Consider the following 19,038-nt stretch of genomic DNA (forward strand, 5'->3'; position numbering starts at 1 on the left):
AATTAGGCGTAACAACGAACCTCAAATAACTTTACGTCTTTGGCTCCGTAGGTTTCTGTTATTGTTATTTTAATGGCCGTTACTTTGGTGCTTAAAAACTGAAATTTAATTAATCTTGTTTTGTTTAATTCTATAGTGCCTAAGTCTTTCCAGGTTCCGTTTACTCGTCCTTGTATACGAACTGCTTTTACCATTTCTTTTGGTACTCCATTTGCGTATAGCTTATCATTTCTACTGTCTTTACGCATCATTATATTACGTTTTACATTAGTATCGCACTTTAATTCTACCGCAGAAACCATTATTGGTGTGTCCCATTCTAGCTGCAATTCTGCAGGTAAACCTTTAGACATCCAATGGTTTATTTGGCCATCTATATCTCTGGATATTCCGTTAGTAAGTAGTTTTACATCACCGGAAGAAGTTGTAGAGGCAAAAATTAAATTTACTTTTTTAGCTAAATCATTAGGGTCGTTTGCAGGTCTTTTAGGGATGTAAACATCGTCTCTTAATAATTGTTCTTGTAACTCATTTATGTGTTTTTTACCAACCTCTTTTGGTGTTACATTTTTTTTGATGCAAATAGCTGCTGCGGTCCCTACCGCCTGACCTTGCAATGCACAAGTGGCCATAATTCTTGATGATGATAATGCAATGTGAGTTTGACTAGCATTACGCCCTGCAAACATTAAATTAGAAATGTTTTTAGAGTATAAACTTCTAAAAGGGAATTCATAAATATCATCAAAATGATGATGAAAATACGTGGGTTGTTTACTAATGCTATCTATACCTCCTGGAACATGCTCATCTATGGGCCACCCGCCATAAGCAATTGCATCGGGGTAGTGTTTGTGTTCTGTTAAATCTTTTTCAGATACAATGTAGTCTCCCATAAATCGACGAGATTCTCTACGACAAGGCAAAGAACCTACCCAGTCTAATGCTAAGTTTTCTGCTTCTGGAAATTTACCCGAGTTTTTTATAAAATCCCAAACACCATGTAAATACCCCATTAATCGATGTCTGTTTTCTTCAAAACCTGCAATAATATCATCGTCACTACCTAACTCAATCCACCAAATTCCGTCTTGGAAACCTGCAAATTTTCGTTTAGGATGTGCCCTCTCAAAATCATACTTTATAGCAAAAGAAGGTGCAGTATACTTCATAGGTCTGCCCATATCTTTAGAAGACATAAGTAGGGTAGCACCCATTTGCCAACCGTCGGCAATTTTTGGGGCATAAGATTCATTAAATTCTGATGCAGCTTCTCTCCCTGTTCTGTATTCGGCTCCTGCAGTTGCTGCTAATAAGCCATCGCCAGAGCAGTCTATAAAAATTGGAGCATTTAATGTGTATAACATTTCTGTTGTAGCTTGCCAACACAGTGCAGATTTAATTTTAGAGCCAGACATAACGGCTTCTATGGCTTGCGTATTTAGCATTAATGTTAAGTTGGGTTCACGAACCACATACTCATACAAAACGTGATCAAAAACAGGAAAAGCTTCTTGCTCGTTATCAAACCTATTTAAAAGTAGCATTTCCTCAATAATGCCAGTTTCTCTTTCTGCTTTACCGCTATTTAATCTGTTTACACCATTTAAATGCACGCGCATTTCGCTAGAAGCATTTCCGCCTAAAACAGGTCTGTCTTGTACTAAAACAGTTTTAGATCCATTTCGGGCAGATGAAACCGCAGCACTAATACCAGCTGCGCCGCCTCCAATTACTACAACATCATAGTCAGCTGTTTTTTTACGGTTTGGTATTCCCGTTTTTCCACTGCCTAAATTGTACCATTTGTCTGTGTCTCTGTTGTAAATAATATCTTTTGGTCCTGCGTGGGCGGTTGTGATCATAGGTATAACACTTGCAGCAACTGCTGCTTTAGTACCTTTTTTAAAAAAATCTCTTCTTTCCATAGTATTGTATTTTGTAAATGGTTTGCTTGGCTTTATTTGTTTTTTGGCACGTTTCCTTACCATCCTCTATTAAATTGTAACATTAATTTTTTTACTAATTTGGGTTTTGTGCTAGCAATATTTATAGTTTCTGATGGGTCTAATTTGTGATTGTATAATTCTATAAAAAGAGGATTTTTTTTAGGCTCATTTCTATCTTTCCATACAATTAAGCGGTACTGTTTTGTGCGCATAGCATACCCCATAAGTGTGTTTTCAAACAATTCTCTATTCCAGTTATTTTTTTGTTGATGAATTATTCTGTCTTCTACATCTTTAATTAGCGGTCCAAAAAAAGTTTCTCTCATCGCTGGGCGTAGTGGGTAAGCTCCCCATTCTCTTAGGGCTGGTGTAGGAAACTGACTAAAAGCAGCAGTTTTCCATTTTTTAGAAGGGTTTTCTACTAGTGGTTTAAAGTTTTGGCCTTCTACATAATCTGGCACTGGTATATTTGCATAGTTGCATAAGGTTGGGTAAATATCTACTAACTCTACTAGAGCATTGGTTTTTTTACCTCGACTTTTTTTAGGCATATTTGGAGTCCAAATTACTAAAGGTACGCGAGTAGCAATTTCATAATTGGTAGCTTTGCCCCAAATTCCCATATCACCTAAATGGTAGCCGTGATCACTCCAAAGGATTATAATGGTATTGTCTCTTAACCCTTCTTTTTCTAGCTCATCTATAATTTTTCCTATTTGGGCGTCTACATAACTTACGCAAGCCAAATATGCTCGTTTTAATGAAATAGATAAAGTTGTATCTATTTCTCCTTCTTTTGGAATTCCGTATCTAGTTCTAAGTTCAAAAGAAGCGTGTAGCCCCATTTCTGCACCTCCTTGGGGGCCTTCTTTTTCTAATGCTAACTTTATTTTATCAGCACTGTATAAGTCCCAGTATTTTTTTGGTGATGTCCAATTTAAATGTGGCTTATTAAATCCTAGTCCTATAAAAAAAGGTTTGTCACTATTTGCATTCATTTCTTTTATGGTGGCGATCGCTAATTCGGTATTATATCCATCTAAATATTCATTGTCTGCTACATCTGCGTTTTCATAAGCTGGCCCCATTGCTAATCCGTATTTGGCAACTTCACCATATTTGGCAATCATTTTAGCTCTTTGTTCTTTTTTATTTTCATTATTTTCTGCTAGAGCAAAACCGCCAGGTCTTTTAATGTTTTTTGCAAGCATACTATCTATTGCAGGCTGTCTGCTCCATGATAAGTCATCGTCTAGATCGCCATGATGAAAAATTTTGCCACAATACACAGTTTCGTAGCCGTTATTTTTAAATTGTTGTGGTAACGTAATTACATCTGGATTTACATCTCTAAATTTTATGTAGTTATGATAAATACCACTTGTCTCTGGCCGTATGCCTGTTAGTAAGCTTGCTCTAGATGGTCCGCATATAGCTTGTTGGCAATACGCATTGTTAAAAAGTAAACCCTGACTTGCCAACTTGTCTATATTAGGGGTTATAGCAATGTTAGATCCATAGCATCCTAACTCTGGTCTTAAGTCATCTACTGAAATAAAAAGGATGTTCGGTTTTTTTTGAGAATAACAGCTAGTAGTTATCAAAATAAAGCAGATTACTTTAATTAGCTTTTTCATTTTAAATTTAGTTTTTGGATCTTCTCAAATTTAGAGTAAACTCATATTAAATAAGTGATATATGACCTTACAAAAACTTAACATTGTTATTTTAGTGCCTTTTTTTACTTAACTTTAGAATAGTTTTAATTAGAAATGAAATAACATTAAATAAATGATTGTCAGATTGTTAAACTATAATTCGAAACGTGTTCTTCTTTTGTTTTTGCTTAACGTCATTGTTTTTAGCACCTTACAGGCTCAACAATTTATGTCTTTTAAAAAAGAGGCAATGCGCATAGATGATTTGTCGAGTAATAGTTTGGTTCTGCTTAAAGAGAGTTATGCTTCTTCTTTAAAAAACAAAGATTCGTCTAAGGCAGTACAAAGCCTTTTAGATTTGTGTTTTTTAGAGCGAGTTAATTTAAATTACAGTAAGGCATTTAAGTATGCCGGCAATGCTTTGTTTATGTCAGAAGAGTTAAAAGACACTCTTTTAATGGCTAGATCTAATGAAGAAATGGGCTATTTAAATTACCTTTTTAAACAAGATGACTTAGCGGGACAAAACTTTATTACAGCGCATAATTGTTTTAAAATTTCATATCAGAAAAATCAGATTCCTTTTTCTGACTTATATAGTTCTAATTATAATTTAGCATTATACTACCAGCGAATATCTAATGAAAAATTGCTTCAAAAGTATATTTATAATTGTAAAGCAATTGCAATTAAGGCGGGTATAGATCCTATTTATACTGTTTATTTAGATGAAAAAAGGGCATCTATTTTAGAGCAAAATAATAAAATTGATGAAGCAATAGTATTGTTAAATAATAGTATTAATACTATAAACAAGGAGCAAAAATTAATACATAAAAGTTTTTTAATTGTGCTGTATGCTAGGTTAGGTAAAATATACAGGAATACCGATAATTTAAAACTAGCGAAGGAAAACTACGAAAAAGCTTTAGCTATTAAAGATGTTCAGGGTGAGTTAACATTTTATAGAAGTTATGTTTTTTCTAGATATGCAGATGTTTTGTATAAACTTAAGGAGTACAAAAAGTCTTACATGAATTTAGCTGAGGCTAATACTATTAATGAACGTTACCTTAACCCAAGAAACGATAATAATCAGGGGTTTTTAACAATACACAATCATTATAAAGAACAATTAACTACGAAAAATAGGCAATTAAATATTCAAAAATTTGAATTGGCGAGTCAGACCCAAAAAATACTTCGTTTTAGGATTTTATTTTTTGTAGTTCTATTTTTAGCGATAATAGCATTTTTGATAATTAGATCAAAAATTAGGTCTTATAAATATGAAAAAAGACAAAAAGACTCTAAAGAACAACTGAATATAAAGAATAGTGAACTAACCATAAATACGCTGCAATTAATAGAAAGAGAGAAGGTAATAAAAGAACTAAGTGATTACATAAAAGAAACAGTCCCTAATACTCGAACAATTTCTGTTTTAAAATCTATAGATAAGCGTTCTGTTTCTCTTTGGAAGTCTTTTAATAAAAGGTTTTTGGCTCAGAATGAGGGATTTTATGATCGCTTAAAGACTAAAGTGCCTAATTTAAGCTCTGCAGATTTAAAAATTTGTGCTTTAATTAAACTAAATTTTAGTGGAAAAGAGATGGCCTATTTGCTTGGGATATCTATCGGTAGTGTACACGTAGCAAGACATAGGTTGCGTAAAAAAATGAAAATAGAGAGAGATATTAACTTGGTGAATTATATAAATTCTATATAGAATAGTGTAGAAAAGCAAAAGAGCCGTACTATATGTACGGCTCTTTTTACTTGCAAATAAACTAACTCAAACAATTGTAAACTAAACGAACTTGTGTTATTAATAGCCAAAGTTTTGAGACATTGTTGGTGCCTTTTCTACTTCAGAAGCAGGTAGTGGCAGGTAGTAATGTTGTGTTAACCATGGTCTTTCTACTACAGTAACTTCTTGGCTAATTTCTGTGCCATCTATAGCTTTATTCCATTCTAGGCCTTTAACATTAAATCCTAAATGACTTTCATTCATCCATCTTCTTTCATCAAAAAAGTTATGCCCTTCAAAACAAAGTTCTATACGTCTTTCTCTTTTTATAGCTTCTAATAAATCTGTTCCAGAAGCAGTTATTGTTGGCTGTAAAGCTCTGCTAGAAATCTTATTTAAAAAGGTTGTTGCAACACCTTCATCACCCAAATGGTATTGTGCTTCTGCGTAGTTTAAATATATTTCTGATAATCTGTATAAAATATATGGACGCTCCGGGGATATACCTGTTAAACCGTCTACCATACCTTCTTCATTTAAAGTTCCTATACTTTCGTCTTGAAACTTTCTAATGTTATATCCAGTTTTAGATGAATGTTGTTTGTTACCTAAACCTTCCTCTGAATCTAATCCATGTGGATTTACACTTACGTCATCAGAATTAAAGTATTGTACCTTACGGCCTCTAAACTCTGCTCCGTTATAATTAAGATCTGCATAGTATCTCATTTCTCTACCATCATTAGGGTTGGCGGCATCAAAAGTAGCATCGTTAGTTGTGGTACCATCAGCCATATTAAACTGTAATGCAAAATTGTGTGTTGGTGCAGCTAATGCCCAACCACCGTAACCACTAGGTGAAAAGGTCTGGTCTGGAAGCGAATTAGCATCTGTACCAAAATCATAATAAAGAGCACTATAAGGTCTGGCAAAAAGAATATCATCATTAGGAGATAAAAATAATTTTTGATATTCCGTTGCGTTTGCAACAGCGATTAAATCTCTAGCGCCAACTATATCTATTACTGCTTTTGCTGCATCGGCGGCATCTTGCCATTTGTTTGGTTTTGTGTATATATAAAGCGGATCGTTACTTGGTGCAAATGCAGGATCATGTAATTTACTAGCAGCATATAATAATGTTCTAGATTTTACTGCTAAAGCCGCTAATTTTGTAGCTCTGCCAAATTCCCCTCCAGGTCTTGTTTCTGGTAAAACTACAGCAACATCATTAAGTTCACTTACAATAAAATCTACGCACTCTTCATAACTGTTACGCGTTAATGCAAAATCATCATCTAAGCCTAAAGCATTTTCTAAAATTGGCACACCACCATAAAAGCGAATTAATTTACTGTAAATATTTGCACGTAAAAAACGCATTTCTGCCTTTAAAAGGGTTACAGTCTCTGGGTCTTTTTCCATTGCAGCACTATCATCTACTTTGTCTAAAAACTCATTAGCTAAACGTACATAATCCCAATAGTTATCCCATTTTCCGTTTAGCATACCAACAGTACCAGGCGTCATCCCTGCTCTAAGTCTAAATTGGTCTAACAGTTTAAAGTTAAAAATAGCCTCGTAAGAACCTACTTCTAAGTTAAATCTACGTCCCCACCATTGTCTTTTGTTTACGCCCCAGCTTTCTGTACTGTTATAAACAGTGTATACTAGTCTTTCTAGTTGCTCTGGATCATTGTATATTAGATCTTCTGCAAAAGCATCTCTAGCTTCTACATCTAATACATCATTACAACTAGATAAGCTAAATACGGCAATTGCCAATAACGCGTATATTAATTTTAAATTTTTCATATCTGTATTTTTTTATATTAGAAACTAAAGTTTACACCTAACGTATATGTTTTTAAAGAAGGGTATGTACTTTCTCTAAAGTTGTTGTACCCTGTTGCTTCTGGATCTAACCCTAGTTTATGAACATCAGAGAACATTGTAATTAGGTTAAGTCCTCTTGCAAAAACTTTTATATCACAAAATTTAATTTTGTCTTTAGGTATAGTGTAGCCAACCTCTATTTCTTTAAGTCTTAAGAATGATGCATCATGTAAGTATAAATCTGCTCCCTGAAAATTAGCAGGGTCACCACTTTGGTTTCCGCTAAATTTATCATCTTGTCCAAAAGCTCTTGGATATTTAGAGTCTCTGTTTGTTGGTGTCCATCTTTGGTCAAATACATATTCTGGTTTAGCCCCAGTTTGGTCAAAAAACACTAACATTTTAGCTTCTGCTTGTCCTTGCAATAAAAAGCTCATATCAAAATTCTTGTATTTAAATCCTCCAAAAACACCAAATTGTATTTGTGGTATGTTAGAGCTAAAGTCACGAACTCTATCGTTAGAATCTATTTTTCCGTTACCATCTGTATCTACATAAATAGGTTCTCCTTCTATAGTGCCATTTAATTTTACTGGTGTAGCATCTACTTGTGCTTGGTCTCTAAAAATACCCGAAGTAGGGTAGGTAATATAAGAATCTATAGAATATCCTTCTCTTTTTCTCCATTCAGGGACATCCTCTGCTTCGGCTAAATAAACAACCTCATTTTTAGCTTTGGTAACGTTACCACCTATGTTATAACTAAAATTATCATTTACTTGTTGGCTCCAACCTAATTCTAATTCCCAACCAAAGTTGTCTACCTTACCAATATTTTCTTGTGGTAATGTTAAACCTGCTGCATCTGGTATAGCAGCTGCTCTTGTAACCAATATATCTTCTCTGTTTTGGTAGAAATAATTAAAATCACCTGTAAGTTTACTATCGAACATAGAAAAAGCCAAGCCAATATTTTTCATATAAGCTGTTTCCCAAGTAATGTCAGGGTTAGGTACGTTGTCTGGTGAATAACCATTGTAACTAACTCCAGGTGCGCCAAATACATAGAAATTAGGATTAGCAGTATTTGTTGGTCCTCCATAATCAAAACGAGTTAAATACTGGAAAGCTCCAATACGGTCATTACCCATTTTAGCCCAAGATCCTCTTAATCTTAAATCTGTTAGCCAATCTACATTGTCTAAAAAAGATTCTTTGTTAATTGCCCATGATGCAGCAATACCAGGGAAGGTACCATATCTTTTACCAGGACCAAAGTTACTAGAACCGTCATGGCGAATTGTAAAATCTACAAAATATTTCTTTTTGTAATCGTAAGAGAAAGACCCAAAGTAGTTAACTCTTCCCCATTCTTGAGAGGTTCCAAAAGATTGTTGTCCGTCATCGCTACCAGCAAACAACTCCGTATGTTCTTTTGTTGGAAACCCTTGACGCTCTGCCCAAAACTGTCTTTGTTCAGACTGTGCTTGCTCATAACCTACAAAGGTGCTTATAGAATGGTTTTCTCCTAGTTTTTTCTTGTAATATAAAGTGGCGTTTGCTTGTACTTCATCAAACTTCCAGAAACCTTCTCTAAGTATTCTTTCTCCACCTCTTTGAGATTTACCTGTAGATGGTACGTATTCTCCTGTATCTCCTTGGTATGTGTATATTGTCCATGGGGTATACCATGATTTCTGATCGTTATTTTGTCTGCGTATACCAACAAAAGTTTTAAATGATAATCCTGGAGTTATCTTTTTTAAATCCCAGTCTAAAGAAAAACGACCGCGTAATGTGTTGTCTATTCTTTTTACAAAACCAGATTCGTTACTAGACATTACGTATGGGTTTGCTCCGTTTTCACCACCCCATCCTGGTAACCCATTTGGGTAAATACCTACTTCTGTAGGCTCATTGGTATAAATATGCTTGTATATAAAATTGGCATCTATACCTGGTTCTTGGGTGTTTCCAAATCTTCCAGAAATATCTACACCTATTTTAATATCATCTGTAAGCTTAATATCTAAGTTAGATCTAACTTGGTTTTGTTTAAACTTTAAATCACCAGACTTAAATAAACCTACTTGCTTTATAAAATCACCACTAACAAAGTACTTTACATTTTCACTACCACCAGAGATAGAAATTGTATTTCTAGATTCTGGAGATGTTTTAGCAAAAGTTAAATCGCTCCAATCTGTACTTGGAAAGTTTATAGGGTCTGTACCTGCGGCATAATTATTTATTTGTTCTTGAGAAAAACGAGGAGCTTGTCCTAATCTGTCTGTAATTTCATTCTCGTAAATTGCATATTGCTCAGACGACATAAGGTCTGGTCGTACAGAGAAAGACGATAAGTTGTATGATGATGAGATGTTAATTTTTGGTTTCCCTGATTTACCTCTTTTTGTTGTAACTAAAATTACACCGTTTGCTGCTCTAGCACCATAAATTGCAGCTGCACCATCTTTTAATATTGTTATAGATGCAACATCTTGTGGAGATAGTTGAGAAAAAGATCCTGATACAACACCATCTATCAATATTAATGGTGAGTTGTTGTTTAATGTAGATTTTCCTCTTATTAATAAAGATACGTCTCCTGTAGATCCAGGATAGCCACCTCTATCGTTCACAATTAAACCAGAAACCTTACCAGCTAAAGACTTTGCTAAATCTTTGTTTGATGTTTTTTCTATGTCTTCACTTTTAATAGAACTAACAGATCCTGTAACTTCTCCCTTTTTTCTAGTTGTATATCCTAAAACTACAACCTCTTCAAGGTTTTCTGCATCTGCAGCCATTGTTAAGTTAATGGTACTTTTACTACCAACAGTTACTTCTTGTGCTTTATAACCGATATAGGTAAATACTAAAACAGTAGCATCATTATCTACTGCGATACTATAATTACCATCAAAATCTGTGGTTGTACCAGTAGTTGTTCCTTTTACAACAATACTAACACCTAGCATTGGTCCCATTTCATCAGAAACTGAACCTGTAATAGTTCTTTGTTGTGTATCTATAGGAGTGTTCTCTTTTGCACTTGCGTGTAAAGGTATAGCCAAAAGGCTACATAGTATAAGTTGTATTGAGAACAACTTATTAAGCATGGAAAAATAATTTCCATTTTTTTTACTTTTTGGTTTTTTCATAATTCTGAGTTGTTACGTTAGGAGTTTTTAGTGACATAGTGTTCTGTGTTTAGCATTAGGAGCTTAAACATTTTTTCTTGTAGTTTTTTCTTTAAGATGTGATGCACTTGTTCTTTTAAAAAGTATAAATGTTAAAGGAAAAAATGCGGACATCGTAAAAATTAGTTTCATATCCCAAAAGAAACGTAAAAAACAGGGTCTCTATTTATCAATTTTACCTTTCGATAACATTATTTTAACCTTTTTGGTTAAAATGACTCGTATTTTGGGTAATGAGATGTGTTTTGGGGTAGGTGGCCTTTATAAGTTGATTTTTTCATCCTTAAAAGCTTTGGTTCTAGCGCTTAAGGATGGGCATAAAAAAAACTCCTTAAAAATAAGAAGTTTGGTAATTAAAATTTTATGTGGTTACTATTTAGGTAAGGAAAATGTGTTATTAAAAGTAGCCATTGTACTGTCTTTCCATATTTTTTGTAAATACGTAGGGTCAAACCAAAGTGGTTCTACATGTGTTTTACTCCATTGTTCTGCATCACCTACAAGTCCTTTTAATATTTCTGGATGTGTAGAGCTTAAGTCATTTTCTTCACTAATGTCCTCTGTAATTTTAAAAAGCTTCCAAGGTTGTCTGCTTACTTTTAGTGCTTTCCATTCATTTTTTCTTGCAGATACATCTGTGTAACCTTCTCTATGGCGCATAGCAAATAAAGTTTCTTTTGCGTGCGGATCTTCATTGGCTAATATAGATTCCCATACGTTTTTACCATTTAAAATTTTGTTACTAGGTAGCTCTGCTTTTCCTATATGAGCCAAAGTTGGGTAGAGGTCTAAGCTGTTAATAGGGTAGTTGTTTTTTTCTCCTTTTGTAATGTGCTCTGGCCAATACATAAACATGGGTACACGATAACCACCTTCCCAGGTATCTCCTTTTCTTCCGTGCAGAGGGAAATTGGTTGCGCCGTGATCGGTGTTTCCGCCATTATCACTTAAAAAGATAATTAAAGTATTTTTTAATTGATTTGTTTCTTTTAGTGTGTTTACAATAGCGCCAACTCCTCTATCTACGGCATAAACCATAGCGGCATAGGTTCTTCTGTCTTTATCTTTTATGTCTGCAAATTTTTCTAAATCTTCTTCTTTAGCTTCAAGTGGTACATGTGGTGCATTGTAAGCTAAATATAAAAAAAATGGTTTCTTTTTGCTTGAAGCCTCTTTTACAAAACGAGAAGCTTCTCTAGAAAAGGCATCGGTTAAATATTCTGTTTCTTTTACTTCTTTACCATTATGCTCTAATGGTAAAATGTAATCCCTAATTACTTTTTTATTGGCTTTTTTTTGTTTCTCATATTGAGTTCTATATTGCTCTGGGAAGTAATTGTGTCCACCTGCTAAAAAACCATAGAAGTCCGCAAAACCGCGTTGGTTGGGGTGAAATTCTTGCGTTGCTCCTAAGTGCCATTTTCCAATTGCACCGGTGTAATAACCGGACTCTTGCAATGTTTTAGCTATAAATTGTTCATTGGTAGAAATACCTTGCCCGGTAGATTTTCCGTTAGCTGCTAAGTTAAATTGGGATCCAATTGTATGCGGATACCTACCTGTTAATAATGCCGCTCTACTGGGGCCGCAAAACGGATGCGCTACATAGGCAGAGGTAAACATAGTGCCTGCGCCGGCTAGTTTGTCTAGCTCGGGTGTTCTAATGTCTTGGCTTCCGTTAAAACCAACATCGGAATACCCTAGATCATCACAAAGAACAAGTAAAATATTAGGTTGCTTTGTTTCTGTTGTAACTTCTGGTGCTGCTTGTGCTACTTTTTTAGGCTTGTTCGTACAGCTTAATACTAATAGTGACGTTGCAAGAAAAATAGCCTTGGTGTTTTTATATAAAATCATATGTTTTAAGAACTAGTTAAGTTGCGCTAAATTGCCTTTCCAACCTTTGTTAAATTGCACTAATAATTCAGATACAATTTCGGGGTTTTCTTTTGCGATATTTACGGTTTCAGTAGCGTCGTTATTGTGGTCGTAAAGTTCAATGAAAATAGGATCAGCATTCTTGTCAGTGTAATCTTTCCAGACTATAAATCTGTAGTTTTTAGTTCGCATAGAGTATCCCATTAATTTATTTTCAAATAGGTCTCTATTCCATTTATCTCCCTGTTGTTTTTTAATTCTCCCTTCAACTTCCTCTATTAAAGGACCAAAAGATGTTTCTTTCATTCCTTTAGATAAAGGGTTTGCTGCCCATTCTCTTAAAGCAGGTGTAGGAAACTGACTAAATACTGCGGTTTTCCAGTCTTTTGCAGGGTTGCTTAATAAAGGTTTAAAGCTTTGTCCTTCTACTGTGTTAGGTACAGTTACCTCTGCTAAGTCACAAAGAGTAGGGTACATATCTACCAATTCTACTAAGGCATTTGTTTTTGTGCCTCTAATTTCTTTATCCATATCTGGAGTGGTAATTATTAAAGGTACTCTAGTTGCAATTTCATAATTGGTTGCTTTTCCCCAAATGCCCATATCTCCTAAGTGCCAACCGTGATCGCTCCATAATATAACTATAGTGTTGTCTCTTTGACCAGACTCATCTAATGCTTTTAACATGCGACCTATTTGTGCATCTATGTAACTAACGCAAGCTAAATATGCGTGTTTTAATTTAATAGCTTGCTCGTCACTAATAGCTCCTTTTTTAGGAATATTAGCTCTTGCTCTTAATTCAAAAGAGGCGTGTAGGCCCATTGCTGCGCCATCTTTAGGGCCATTTTTTTGCGCAGCTAACTTTATATCCTCTTCATTATATAAGTCCCAGTATTTTTTTGGAGCTTGCCAATCTAAGTGTGGTTTTTTCATTCCTAAACCTAAGAAAAATGGTTTGTCTGGATTTTTACTTAGCATATCTTTTAAGGTAGCAATTGCTAAGTCCGTATTGTAACCGTCTTCATATTCATTGTCGGGATAGTCTGCAAATTCATAAGCAGGACCTTTTCCTAGTCCGTTACGTAGTGCATTTTTACCGTATTTGGCAATCATTGCAGCACTGTTTTCCTTTTGCATCTTTATATTTTCTGGTAACTTGAAACCAAATTTCGGTTTTTTTTCACTGCTCATTGCACTATGCGGCACAGGCTTTCTACTCCATGACAGCTCTGGATCATTGTATTTTCCGTGAAAAATTTTACCAGTATGTACGGTTTCATATCCATTGGCCCAAAGGTTTTGTGGTAAGGTTACAATATCTGGGTTGGCTTCTCTAAAGTATGTAAAATTTTCAATAACCTTAATGCTTTCTGGTCTTGCACCAGTCATTAAGCTAGCTCTAGAAGGGCTACATATTGCTTCTTGGCAATACGCATTGTTAAATTGTAAACCATTACTGGCCAAGGTATCTATGTTTGGTGTTATGGCAATCTCAGAGCCATATGTGCCTAATTCTGGACGTAAATCATCTACAGCAATAAATAGAATGTTAAGCTTTTGTTTGGGTTCTTTTATTTTCTCTTTTTGTGATTGGCAACTGCTTATAAAGAAAAGTAGTACTATTAATTGCGCGTATCTCATTGTATATATCAAAAAAGTTAATATTAAGTACTATCAAAATAACCTAAAATGAACAACTAAATATTCTTTTAATTTATCCATACCATACACTATTTTACCCTATTTGTAAACGCCGTTGCTATTTTGGAGTATAGTAATTGGTTTTAGAACGAATAAAATCCTCTTTAAAACAAATTTGTATGATGTATTATAGATAAAATAAAGTGTTAATAGGTTAAGTATAGCGGTTTGTTGTCCTTATTTTTGCGTAAATTGAAAACTTAGACATCTTTATAAAACTAAATAAAAGATTTATGACCAAGCTAAAAATTAATGGAGAAATACACACTATAGATGTAGATCCGGATATGCCTTTGTTATGGGCAATAAGAGATATTATAGGTTTTACTGGGACTAAATTTGGTTGTGGTAAAGGTTTTTGTGGTGCTTGTATGGTTTTAATGGATGGCAAGGCAGTAAATTCTTGTCAGCTTCCTGTTTCTTCTGTAGGTGAAAATGAATTAATTACTGTAGAAGGAGAAACAGAAAATCTTCAGTTGTTACAAAAATCTTGGGAAGAGCACAATGTCCCTCAATGTGGGTTTTGTCAGTCGGGTCAATTAATAACGGCAACAGCTTTGTTAAACGGTAATAGCAACCCGTCAGAAGAGGATATTAATAATGCTATGGTGCGTAATATTTGCCGTTGTGGTACATACCCTCGTATAAAAAAGGCTATTAACCATTCTGTAGAATTAAAAAACAAAGGCTAGTATGAAAGATGTAAAAAATGTAAGTCGTAGAAGCTTTTTAAAAGGTTTAGGTTTGGCTTCTGGAGGATTAATAATTGCTTCTGGAACAACTCTTTTTGTTGCTTGCGAGCCAAAAGATATAGTAGAATTTAATCCTAATTTATTTGTTCAGCTTAATTCTGATGGAAATCTAATTTTGGTGGCATCAAGATCAGAAATGGGACAAGGGGTGCGTACTTCTTTAACATCTGTAATTGCAGATGAGATGGAGGCAGACTGGGATAGAGTTAGTATTTCTCAGGCAGTAGGTGATGTGAAATATGGCGATCAAAATACGGATGGTTCTAAAAGTGTACGTCTTCTGTTTGAAGAAATGCGTAAAATAGGCGCAGCTACAAAAGCAGTACTAATTGCTGCTGCAGCTAAAAAATGGGAAGTACCTGCATCAGAATTAAGAGCAGAAAATCATTTTGTTATAAATGCTAATGGTAAAAAAATAGGATTTGGAGATTTAGTAGAAATTGCTAAAACACTAGATGTACCTAAAGATGTACAGCTAAAAGACCCTAAAGATTTTAAATATATAGGTAAGTATTTACCAAGTAAAGATGTTGTAACATTATCTAATGGTAGCGCAGTTTTTGGTTTAGATAAGCGTGTAGATAATATGAAGTTTGCAGCAATAAAACGTTGTCCTGTTGCTTTTGGAACTGTAAAATCTTATGATAAAACAGCTGCCTTAAAAATAAAAGGTGTTATAGATGTTGTAGAAATTCCTATGTTGCGTAAGCCTTTTGGTCCTTTAGGAGGTGTTGCTGTTGTAGCAACAAATACTTGGGCAGCTTTTAAAGGCAAAGAAGCATTAAAAGTACAGTGGGATCTGGGTGATAATAACACTTATGATTCTGAAGAGTATATGAAGCAATTAACAGCTAACGTACATAAAAAAGGAAAGGTTGCAAAAACGGTTGGAGACGTAGAAGACGCATTTAAAAAAGCATCTAAAACCATAGAAAGTACATACCAATTGCCACATTTAGTACATGCGCCAATGGAAGTTCCAAATGCGGTTGTTTGGGTTCAAGGAACTACCTGCGAAGTATGGGCGCCAACGCAAGAGCCGCAGCGAACAAGAACAGAAGTTAGTGCCTTTTTAGAAACTGGAGAAGAAAATGTAACAGTTAATGTTACCTTTTTAGGTGGTGGATTTGGTAGAAAATCTAAGCCAGATTATATTGTAGAAGCTGCAGCTGTTTCTAAAGCCATTAATGCTCCTGTGCAAGTTGTTTGGACAAGAGAAGATGATATACAACATGGTTACTACCATACCGTGGCGGCACAATATATGAAAGGCGGTTTAGATAAAGAAGGTAAGGTAACTGGTTGGTTGCATCGTTTTGCATTGCCTTCTATAGCGTCTACTTTTGCTCCAGGTACTGTAGATCCTGCTCCTTTTGAATCTGCAAGTGCTACAAACGTACCTTTTGAGATTCCTAACATGCAAGTAGAAACAGGTGAAGCGCCAGCACACGTTAGAATAGGTTGGTTGCGTTCTGTAATTAATATTCCACACGGTTTTGCTATAAATGTTTTTGCTGATGAATTAGCGAATGAAGCAGGTATAGATCCGTTAGAGTTTAGATTAAATCTTATTGGTAGCGACCGTATTGAAGAGACAAAAAATGAATATAAATACGATACTGCTCGTTTAAAACATGTGCTAAAGCAAGCTGCTAAAAACGCAGAATGGGGTAAAAAATTACCAGAAGGTCATGCAATGGGACTTGCAGTACATTACAGTTTTTTATCTTATGTAGCTTCTGTAGTTGAGGTATCTGTTATAAACAATAGAGTAAAAGTACACAATATACATTCTGTTATAGATTGTGGTTTGGCTGTAAACAAAAATACAATTACGGCGCAAATGGAAGGTGCTGCTATTTTTGGTATGTCTCTTGCTTTTTATGGTAAAATAACGGCAAAAGACGGAGCTATAGAACAAACCAATTTTGGTGATTATCAAATGTTACGTATGCCGCAAGCACCAAAAATACATGTAGAGATTGTTGAAAATAACGAAAAACCAACAGGTGTTGGTGAGCCAGGTGTGCCAGTTATTGCACCCGCAATTGTAAATGCAATTTTTAAAGCAACGGGTACTAGGTACAAAACATTGCCACTTAAAGATCATAAGTTAGTTTAATACACTAGAATTAATACAAATTAAAAAGGGGATAAGTTGTAAAACTTATCCCCTTTTTTCATAAAAATTAACTTATTTTTTATTCCCAAACAACTGGTAAAAACACAGTCATTTCGCTTTCTTTTTCATTATTTCTGTTAGACCAAGCGTAATAAGGAACAAAGGTAGTATTGTATGTTTCCCATTGCGGTTTGTTTACTTTGTGGTACATTTTATCAGCTTTACTGGCATCTTTACGTAATAAAACGTTTCCTGTGATGGCAGACACACCGCCTAAGAAATCTGGTCTGTATTCAGATGTAAGTTGTGATGCATCACCTTTAATAAACACATCTAAAATACTAGTATCCTTAGGTAAATCTGCAGATTCTACGCAGTATACAAGAGGACCTCTTTTTATAGCTACCTGGTTACGTACTTCTTCAATACGCTCATGGCCTTCTACAAAGTTTATGTCTAATGGCATTGCAATGCGTAGTACATCATCTTTTTTCCATTCGCGTGTAATCGTAGTAAACTCACCAGCTTTTATAGTGGCATCAACTTCTTTACCATTTACTAAAACCTTTGTGTTTTCTGCCCAATCCGGAATTCTAACAAGCATATCAAAAGGAGTACTTTTACAGGCTTGCATTGTTATTTTTACATCTCCATTCCATGGGTACGCCGTTTCTTGTTTCAATTCTATTTTAGAACCATCTGTAAGTGTCGATTTTAGTGTGTTGCCACCATAAAGGTTAACGGCAATACCATTTTTAGATTTGCTGTATGCCCAGCCAGATACTTTTGCAATGGTACGCACAAGGTTAGGAGGACAACAAAAACAATCTAAATACGCTTGTCTTGTAGGGAATTCCGTGTTCATTTTATCATAATCTCTAGAACCGTGAATTACTCTAAGTGGGTTGGCGTAGTAATACCTATCTCCTTCTAAATTGATACCAGATAAAGCACTGTTGTACAATACCGTTTCCATAATGTCTGCGTATTTAGATTCTCCATGTACGCCTAACATACGGTAACTAAACATTGAGTTACATACATTAGCGCAAGTCTCGTTATACGCGGTCATATTAGGCATCATATACTCGTCTATAAAGCCTTCTTCTATTTTATCTCTGTTGGTAGATGCTCCGTAGTGAGTTTGACCTACAGCACCAGTTACATACATTTTTTTAAGTGCAACATTCATCCATAGTTTGTCTAAAGCATCAATTAAAGCTTGTTCTCCGGTTTCAGCATAAACATCTGCCGCTCCTGCGTAATAATACAATGCTAACACAGCATGGCCAACAGCTTCGTCAGACTTGCGTAAAGGTGTGCGTTCTTGTACCATATCTCCAATAGGATACCCTTTTGTTTCTGCTGTTTCTGCAACTTTGTAAGATCCTCTGTTGTTAATAAATTTCTCTGCTAACTCTAAATAGCGTTTGTCATTTGTTGTTCTGTACAATTCTACCAAGCCCATAATTTGGGTTTGGTTAAATCCAAATCGACCATAACGCTCATCATCTGTCATAAATAACGAGTGCAATAAGTCTGCGTGTTTAACAGCAATGTCTAAAAAGTTAGTCTGACCAGTAATTCTGTAATGAATACAAGCACTAGTTAATAAGTGTCCAGAATTATACATTTCATGAAACTTTCGGTTTTCATACCTAGAACGATCTTTGTTTAATTGTATCTGTGTTTGTAGGTAGCCATCTTTTTCTTGTGCTTTTCCAATGATATCAATATAACTATCTATTTCTTTTAATAAAGCCTCATCTTTATTTTGAGCGTAAACATACATTGTAGCTTCCATAAACTTATAAAAGTCACCGTCATGCCAATGCATTCCTTTGTGCTCACCTTCTTTTAAGCCAGCAGCAATTTTAAAGTTGTTTAAGGCGTGGCCAGTATCACCAGTCAACAGACTACGCATATAGGGAACCATTTTTGTTTCGGCAATTTTAAATTTATCTGCCCAAAAGCCTTCTGTCCATTGGCAATCTCCCATATCTATGCTTTTAAAAGCAACATGCGGACTATTGGCATTATTTATAATACCTGCATTAGGATCTAAGTTTAGAGCTAGATCTTTACTTTCTGTATTTGCAGTTGCTTCCGGAACCTTTGCTTTTTTATCTTGTCCACAAGAGGAAAGTACCAGAGTACTAAAGGCTATAAGTGTAAAGTGTTTCATA

Annotated in this window: 10 protein-coding genes; 3 read left to right on the forward strand and 7 right to left on the reverse strand. The window is 35.0% G+C overall.

Features of this window, described 5'->3' with window-relative positions; all coding sequences use genetic code 11:
- Positions 1-2: 2 nt before the first annotated feature.
- Positions 3-1,928: an FAD-dependent oxidoreductase gene (locus M4I21_RS07535; RefSeq protein WP_249558504.1), complete on the reverse strand. Its 1,926-nt coding sequence runs from the start codon at positions 1,926-1,928 to the stop codon at positions 3-5.
- Between the two features lie 56 nt (positions 1,929-1,984).
- Positions 1,985-3,586 carry a sulfatase gene (locus M4I21_RS07540; RefSeq protein ID WP_249558505.1) on the reverse strand — a complete coding sequence of 534 codons (1,602 nt, stop codon included), beginning with the start codon at positions 3,584-3,586 and terminating at the stop codon, positions 1,985-1,987.
- 250 nt (positions 3,587-3,836) lie between these two features.
- Between M4I21_RS07540 and M4I21_RS07545 the strand changes: the two genes are divergently transcribed.
- Positions 3,837-5,336 (forward strand): helix-turn-helix transcriptional regulator, encoded by a 1,500-nt coding sequence (locus tag M4I21_RS07545; protein ID WP_249558506.1) that lies wholly within the window; start codon positions 3,837-3,839, stop codon positions 5,334-5,336.
- Between the two features lie 99 nt (positions 5,337-5,435).
- Here the strand turns inward: M4I21_RS07545 and M4I21_RS07550 are convergent, their stop codons facing one another.
- From M4I21_RS07550 to M4I21_RS07565, 4 genes are all read right to left on the reverse strand, one after another.
- Entirely contained in the window at positions 5,436-7,172 is a 1,737-nt protein-coding gene (locus M4I21_RS07550; RefSeq protein ID WP_249558507.1) for a RagB/SusD family nutrient uptake outer membrane protein, read from the reverse strand.
- A gap of 17 nt (positions 7,173-7,189) precedes the next feature.
- On the reverse strand, positions 7,190-10,357 hold the full coding sequence (locus M4I21_RS07555; protein WP_249558508.1) for a SusC/RagA family TonB-linked outer membrane protein: 3,168 nt from the start codon (positions 10,355-10,357) through the stop codon (positions 7,190-7,192).
- Between the two features lie 411 nt (positions 10,358-10,768).
- Positions 10,769-12,253: a sulfatase family protein gene (locus M4I21_RS07560; RefSeq protein ID WP_249558509.1), complete on the reverse strand. Its 1,485-nt coding sequence runs from the start codon at positions 12,251-12,253 to the stop codon at positions 10,769-10,771.
- A gap of 12 nt (positions 12,254-12,265) precedes the next feature.
- A complete protein-coding gene (locus M4I21_RS07565; RefSeq protein WP_249558510.1) occupies positions 12,266-13,918 on the reverse strand; it encodes a sulfatase in 1,653 nt (550 codons plus the stop codon).
- 293 nt (positions 13,919-14,211) lie between these two features.
- Between M4I21_RS07565 and M4I21_RS07570 the strand changes: the two genes are divergently transcribed.
- Both M4I21_RS07570 and M4I21_RS07575 read left to right on the forward strand, forming a co-directional pair.
- Positions 14,212-14,670, forward strand: coding sequence for a (2Fe-2S)-binding protein (locus tag M4I21_RS07570; protein ID WP_249558511.1), 459 nt, complete (start codon positions 14,212-14,214; stop codon positions 14,668-14,670).
- A gap of 1 nt (position 14,671) precedes the next feature.
- Positions 14,672-16,852, forward strand: a complete 2,181-nt coding sequence (locus tag M4I21_RS07575) for a xanthine dehydrogenase family protein molybdopterin-binding subunit (RefSeq protein ID WP_249558512.1) — start codon at positions 14,672-14,674, stop codon at positions 16,850-16,852.
- Between the two features lie 79 nt (positions 16,853-16,931).
- Here the strand turns inward: M4I21_RS07575 and M4I21_RS07580 are convergent, their stop codons facing one another.
- Positions 16,932-19,037, reverse strand: coding sequence for a glycoside hydrolase family 127 protein (locus M4I21_RS07580; protein WP_249558513.1), 2,106 nt, complete (start codon positions 19,035-19,037; stop codon positions 16,932-16,934).
- Between the last annotated feature and the right edge of the window lies 1 nt (position 19,038).

The sequence above is a fragment of the Cellulophaga sp. 20_2_10 genome, from assembly GCF_023476645.1.
Taxonomy (GTDB): Bacteria; Bacteroidota; Bacteroidia; order Flavobacteriales; family Flavobacteriaceae; genus Cellulophaga.